Below are 7,232 nucleotides of genomic sequence, written 5' to 3' on the forward strand. Positions count from 1 at the left end.
TTCCGTCACTGCGCCGGGGCCATAGCCGGCGGCGCTTCGTTGGTCACTCGCAAAATCCCCCACAGCCCCGAGAGGTTGCCGTAGGCGGCGTAGTCGCGGAACAGGTAGTCACCCGCCACCGCGTTGGCACCGCCGGCACTGGGCAGCATGAAGCTGAAGTGTGCCGCTGGCAGTACGCTTTCCTGGGCGCCGATGTACATGGCCATCGGGTTGTAGCCGAAACGCACCGAGCCGATGCCGGGCAGGCTCATCGGGTAGCCATCCGCGTCACTCTTTTCGGCCTGGTAGTTGTGCAACGGCCACAGGTGCCCATCGAGCTGGTAGGTGATACCGCGGCTGCCACCACTGGGCATCAGCACATGGCTGCGCACAGGCTGGCCGGGCTTGGCATACAGCACCGGGGTTTGCGGGTCACCGCCGACCAGGGCGTTGCTGTAGGCCATGTGCGCGTTCGACACATCGGCGAAGCCAAAGCCATCGGCATGGCCGAAGGGGGCATCCGGTGCCAGGCCAAAGCGCAGCCACAGCGGTTCGGTCTTGTAGTTCATGGCCATGTTGCCGTTGTCTTTCGGGTCGCCCGGCACGCCATTGCCTTCGGTGGCGATGCCTTCGACCGGGCGGCCGTCAGCCCAGCGCATGTTCATCGAGCGCTGCCACACCGTGACCAGGTCGCGGTAGTCGGGCTGGCCGGTGACCTTGACCGTGGCCTGGGCCCGGCTGGCGGTGTCCTCGGTCCAGGTTGCGGTTTGCGGCAGGATGCTCATGGCGCCCACCAGGCCTTTCTGCGGCTGCTTGATGAAGTCTGACGGCGCCAGGTTCAGGCCACCGAACTCGATGGCGGTGGTGTTGATGTTGTCCACCGTGCGGCCCAGTTGCAGCACCGGCTTGCCTTCGCGCTCCAGGTGCCCGGCGTAGTACTGGTACACCCGGCTTGGGTAGGCCCCACTGTTGCCCGCCCGGGGTGGCACGGTTTGCACCGGGTTGGCGCCCACGTTGACACCGTCGGACTTGGTGATGTCGTAGGCCAGCAACTGGGCATGCAGGCCCACATGGCTGGAAGGCCGCATCAGGTTGTTGTTGAAAGCGGTGGAGCCTTCGCTGTCGAAGCGGTCACGCTTGACCACGTTCTGCATCACGGCAGTACTGGGCAGGTCTGGCATGACCGACGGCAGGCGGTTCTCAAGGGTGATGCTGATGCAGTCGCCAGCGTTGGCGCGCAGCACCAGCGGCTCCACTGGCACACCAGCCTTGAGCTTGCCGGTGGTGGCGTCCAGGTCGGCCTTGCGCACGTACAGCACGGCGGTCGGGTCATGCAGCGGTGCGCTGTGGCCGCCGACGGTGAAGGTGGTGCCATCCTCTTCGTCCACCACCGTGACCTGCGGGATGCTGGTCTTGCGGCTGTTGAACACCAGGGTGCCGCCATTGGCTTTTAGTGGCCCGCCGACATGCTGGCCCGCGCCGGCCGGGTCGTTGATGCTGACACCGTTGCGGTTTTCGAGGATGTCGTTGGCCAGGGCCGCGACAATCTCGTAGCTGCGTTTGACCGTGGTGCGGGTACCGATGCCGTTGGGGTTGGCTGTGGTTTTCGGGCAAATGCCCTCAAAGTTCACGGTATTGCGCATGGCCACTGGCTGGGTGTTGTTCGGCAGCGGGAACAGGTCGGCGCGTTGAGCGGTGTAGTTGCGCATCACCCCCCAGATACCGTTCCAGTAGCCTTCCAGGGCGGCGTCCATGGAGTACAGGTAATCACCATTGGTAGCGGCGGAACTGGAAATCATCGACACCGGTGCCATGAAGCCCATCTGTTCGGAGATACCGATCATCTGCGAGGCCTTCCAGCCCGAGTTGGAACTGTTACCGAAGCCCGAGCCATTCTGCAGCCACTTCACACCGTGCAGGGTGACGTTGTGCTCCTCTTCATGGCCACCGGCGTGCAGGCGCAGGCGCACGTTGTCGCCAGAGTAGGTGCGCAGCATGGGTGTGAACGGGTCGCCCGGCTCGCTGCCGGCCTTGTTGATGTGCGGTGGGAACAGCGTGGTCCCGCCGGTTGGGCCAACGGCCGAGGTGATTGCCGACGGTGCCATGTTCATGGCCGGGATTGCACGGTCGGTACGGCTTTGCAAGGCGTAGCTCAGGTCGCCGGCCAGGCCGTCCGCCTGCATGCCGCGTTTGCCGTCGGGGCCGACCTTGTTCGGGTCGAACACGCGCAGGGCCAGCGGCTCGTTGCGGTAGTTGACGACGAACATGCCCGGGTCATCCACCGAAATCGCCTGTGGGCAAGGCCGGCTTGGGCAGCCAGGGGCCAGGCCACCGCGGGACTCGACCACCGATTCCAGCAGGTTGGATGCCTTCTGCCGGACCGGCGGGTTGATGGCATAGCGGAAGCTGTCGGCCGTGGCCGGGTAGGACTGGCCATTGGGGATGCCGTCTGGGCCTGCGCCCACATACACGCCGGCTTCATAGGCATGCTGGAAGTCGCTGTACTCCAGGAAGAACTCACGGTAGCTGTCGTTCTTGCCGTCGCCATCGTGGTCGCCGGTCTTGATCACCGCCTGCCACGAAGTCGGCCCGCCGTCCTGGCGTGTGGCCGGGTTGTACAGTTGTTCGCCGGTTTCGGCATGGTACCAGGTGGAGCCGGCAGGCTCGGCCAGCACGGTGGCATACAGCCCGAGCTGCTGGTGGGTCGATGGGCCGAGGTGGTCGTGGGTAAAGATGGTGCCCAGGCCACGGTCGACGTTGTTCACGTTTACCAGCGGGTCCGCAAACCAACGCTGCATGGCCGTGCGCGCGCCCAGCCAGTCAGCCCGGCCAAAGCGGCCGAAGTACGGGTGCTGCTTGGCTTTCGGGCAGGCAGCAGTGCCGTCGCGGCTGTCGCCTTCGGTGCAACCGTTGTAGGCACGAATGGCATGCACACGTTCCACCACGCTGCCGGGCGAGAGAATGCCGTCTTCGTAGTTCCAGCCGTTGGCCGAGCCGTCAGCGGCGGTCAGGTCCCACTTGGGCAGGTGAATGTGCTGACCGATCACGTCGGTGGGGGTACGCACCTGGTAGTCGTCCATTTCGTAGTACGACGGGATCAGGTTGGTGTGGGTGTACATGGTGCAGTCAAACGTGTTCATGCGCATCACCAGCGGCTCTGGCGGGCGCTGCTTGGTGATCACCGGCCAGGCGTCTTCCCACAGCGCCAGAATGCGCGCCTGCGGGAAGTGGTAGCCAACCTTGTTGTACACCGCGTCGAACTGGATGTTGGCGCCTTTGTAGATGCGCGGCCGATCGGCGGTGAAGGTGGACGAACCCCGGAAGTTCATGCCGGTGAGGCTCTCGCCGCTGACGTACTCGCCTACCCCTGAGGTTTGGGTCAGGCGTTTGCCACGGTCATCCATGCAAGGCTCGTAGAACGGCGCACCGGCCGTGGGCAAGGCACCGTTGGTGCGGAACGCCTTGGCAACGGGTTGGCTGCCGGGCACCAGGGCAAAGCTTGGGTGCTCGGCCTTGGCGTGGAACTGCATGGCGGCCTGCTCGACATCGGTGCCTTCTTCAGGCAGGTAGATGGGCTTGGCCTTGTGCACCACCTTGGAGAAGTCCAGCTTGGTGGTGGTGGTCACCGCTTCGCCGCCTGCAGACACGCCGTCCAGCGCATGCCGGCCCAGGCCGCCATCCCAGCCATCGACCTGGTTGGGGTCCAGGTTTGCCCACAGGGCTTTGCCGCTGTCTTTCAGCTGCCGGGCCAGGGCCGGGTCGAGCATGTCCAGTGGCGGGGTTGGCGGGCGGTTGCCCACGCTGCTCTCCATGCCGCCGATCCAGAACGGGTAGCCCGGGTTTTTCAGGGTGCCATCAGCGTTGCGGTTGGCATCGGTGCGGTCGACCAGTGCCAGCGAACCCACGGCCTTGCGCGCTGGCATTTCGTTGGCGTGATCGTCGTCGCCCTCTTCTTCGTCGTCATCGTCATTGGCAGCGACCAGTTCTTCGGACAGCTTGGGCACCACCACCACCTTGCCCGGCATCGGCGCCATGGCCTTGCCAGGCAGCGGCACGATGGCGGGGATCGGCGTACCGGCAACGATTTCGCCATCAGGCAATGCCCGGGCGCCAACGGCTGGCTTGCCGCTGCGCAGTGCGAACGGCGTACTGTGGAAGCCATTTTCGCCCTGGCCGCTCACTTCCAGCCGGGTGCCTTCTTCGAACACGTCATGTACCCGCCACATGGCCCACATGCCTTGGGCGAAGTGCGGGTAGAAGTGGCAGTGGTAAATCGCATCGCCCGCCACGCGGTTGCGGTTGCCCGAGCCGCCGTTGGCGATTTCGTAGGTGTAGCCGATGCCAGGGCCGATGCCTTGGGCGTCAATGTAGTCGGAGTTGTCGTCGTTGGGGTTGAACAGCCACTGGTGGCCGTGCAGGTGGAAGATGTGCTGTTCGTGGCCATTGTGGGTGTTGCGGAACTTGGTGAAGTCGCCAATGTAACTGTGGTGCACGTTGGCGGGTTCTGCCGGGTACAGGGCCATGTTGGCCTTGACGCCCACGGCGCTGGCCGGCGGCGTTTCGCCTGGGCGAATGTTTTCCAGGCCGACGTTGGCTGGCACGTCCACGAGGGTGCCGATATCGCCTACGGTGTGGGCACTGAGGAAAAACTCCTCGTACGCGCACGACAGGCAATCATGCATCGGCCCCACGCCCAGGCGGTTGGCGACCACTTCAGCGCCCATACCGCCAGAGCCGTAGTTGATCATGAACGAGTCGCGGGTCGGCTCCAGCACATGGCCCATCACCGGGTCCGCCCAATAGCCCGGGAAGGCTTGGGTGGCAGCCACTTCATCGGCAAACTGCGAGGCGAAGTCGCGGAACGCTTCAAGCCGGTTGGGCAGTGCCGGGTTGCGCTTGTTGACGCTTTCCAGCGGGTAGGTCGAGCGCGGGAAGCTGCCGTCGGGGTTCGGCCCCATGACGATGGCGTCGGTTTCACTGTTGAGGATTTCATTGCCGTCGACCATGGCAATGATCGGCTTGCCTGCCTTGCCCTCGGTGAGCCACGGTTCTGCCTGCGGGTAGCGGGCCTGGTAGTCGATCACCGGCTGGCCGGTGGCGGTACGGCCGGTGGTGGCCAGGCGCATTTCTTCTTCGGTCAGGGTGTTGCGGTAGGTTCGCCCACCTTTGGGTACCACCACCACCTGGCCGAACAGGCCGTTGGCAACGTTGCCCGCCCCGCCCTGGCCACCAAAGGTGGCGCCTTGGCTGGTGGCCGCAAAGGCCCCCTCGCGCTCAGCGTACAGGGTGTAACTGCGGGTATTGCCGGGCGACACCAGGAAGTTGCCATTGCGGCCCGTGTTGGCGGCGATGTCGCCAATGCTGTTGACCGCCTGCATGCCGTTCACCTGGAAGCCGACATGCCGGTCATTGACTTGCTCGTCGGCAACGAAATGTTCACCGCCTTCGTTTTCGACCTCGGTTTCCGGGCCTTCCTCCTCGCCTTCGGCCTCGTTTTCTTCGGGGTCGATACCGTGTTTATTGGGGTTGGCCTGGTACGCCAGCAGGTTGGTCAGGTTGACCGTGAGGCAGTCACCGGCGGCCACCCGCAGCACGATCGGTCTTGGGCGCTTGTCCGGGCGCAAGGTGACCTTGCCCGGGACAGCGGCCCCGCCCTTGCTGAGAGGGACCTGCTTGTCGTCCACCACATCTTCACGAAGGGCGAACATCATGCCGTTGGCATTTTGCGCGCCAAGGCGGTTGAACATCAGTGGCTGGTCCAGCGCCACCACATTGGCGACCAAGGTGCGCTGGCACTGCACGGCCGCCTCGCTGGTCGTTTCCCAGCCGAGCAGGGCCAGAACGAGTGATGACAGAAGGGGGCCTTTGCGTGGCGTAGACATGCTGCACCTCCGGGGCACGGGGACTCTGCGGAGGTGTGGAGCAAGGTGTGTGCCAGAAGAATATTTATATTCTTTTCAGTTAGTTACGGTAGCAACCGAAACAGATTGGGGAGGATCACCCGGCAGCATTCCCCCGAAGTGGGGGTACCTCGCTGGATTTCTTGAAGACGACGTGATCACTGTGGGAACGGGCATGCCCGAATTCCCAAACCGCCGCACCTTCGACCAGGAAATGCTTAACCCGCTCTCTATCTCTGCGCCACAGGTTGTCCCCGCTCATGGGGCCTCTGCGTCAGACGGTGCAGTACGGGATTCACGGTCGATGTCCGCTGGCCATTCAACCTTTGGTGCCAGGCAATGCATGTGGCTCAGGCCATCGTCGTCGTTCCAGTCGCGGGGTGGGTGCACGAATTTGGGCAGGGCTTCAGGGCCTTGTTGCATGAACAGACGGGCAATGGCCCAGTAGGCCTCGCCCTGACGCAGGGTATGCGTGAAGAAGACACGGTCAATGACTTCGTTTGTCTCAGGATTACGGACTGACAGCATGACGTTTTCGATCAGGCCTCCGTGGCCGGGGGCGTAGATACGGTAGACCTCGGCAGTGACGTCGTCCCAGTTATAGGCGACGGGTCGGACGCCCCAGCGTTTGCGACTGAAAATGAATATGCGGTCGTACCTGAACTCGTAGATGTAGATTTTTCTACGTAGGCGATTGAAACGAATGGGTTCGTCTCTGGGAAAGACAAAATCCTGCTTTATGTAAGGGATGAGTACCCATAGAGCTAACGGTGGACCGAGTATAAACAACACATTCTCTAACCAGTCGCGCTGCCAGCCATAAACCAACAAACTCCAGTACAAAAATAGTGTCATTCCGACCCCAAAGCACAAACTTGGGATCCCCACTAGCGCTGAAAAACCTCGAAGACTTATGGTTTTTCTTGGCAGCTCGAGGTAAACATCATTAATATAATTAGGCGAAGGGTTGACCTTCTCTACCCAGCAGAGGCCATCTGGTGCCTTTCCCGTTGGAGGCAGATCATAGCTCCAACCTATAGCACGCTCCCATAAAACCTTGGGCTTAAGCGTCATTCATTCATCTCCCGAGAGCAAACTTCAATATAGGCGTCCGGCAAATTGCGGTCGGGCCAATACATAATCAGCAGAGTGGCGGCGAGCAAGCTGTGGGTCCCAATCATAGGAACCAGGGGCACAACCCCAGAAATTTCAAGCTGAACACTGCCGTCTTCGACGGCATAGGGTCTCTGGTTTTCATCAATGGAAAAATCACTCGCATAGTCCGGGTGGCGCGGGGGTGAAAATTTAGAAAATGACGATGATGGTGAAAGTGATTTCGTTGCGTGTGCCAGG

General features: G+C 62.4%; 2 protein-coding genes and 1 pseudogene. All 3 read right to left on the bottom strand.

Features of this window, described 5'->3' with window-relative positions:
* Positions 1-5: 5 nt before the first annotated feature.
* Complete coding sequence (gene mnxG, locus B9A31_RS26315) at positions 6-5,861, bottom strand: manganese-oxidizing multicopper oxidase MnxG (protein WP_027609878.1); 5,856 nt, start codon at positions 5,859-5,861, stop codon at positions 6-8.
* A 276-nt stretch (positions 5,862-6,137) separates the two neighbouring features.
* Positions 6,138-6,953, bottom strand: coding sequence for a DUF6708 domain-containing protein (locus B9A31_RS27615; RefSeq protein WP_232238390.1), 816 nt, complete (start codon positions 6,951-6,953; stop codon positions 6,138-6,140).
* Positions 6,950-7,232, bottom strand: a pseudogene (locus B9A31_RS26325) (oxidoreductase); the annotation flags it as partial. The pseudogene B9A31_RS26325 and the gene B9A31_RS27615, both read right to left, overlap by 4 nt.

The organism is Pseudomonas sp. URIL14HWK12:I5 (assembly GCF_900176445.1).
Taxonomy (GTDB): domain Bacteria; phylum Pseudomonadota; class Gammaproteobacteria; order Pseudomonadales; family Pseudomonadaceae; genus Aquipseudomonas; species Aquipseudomonas monteilii.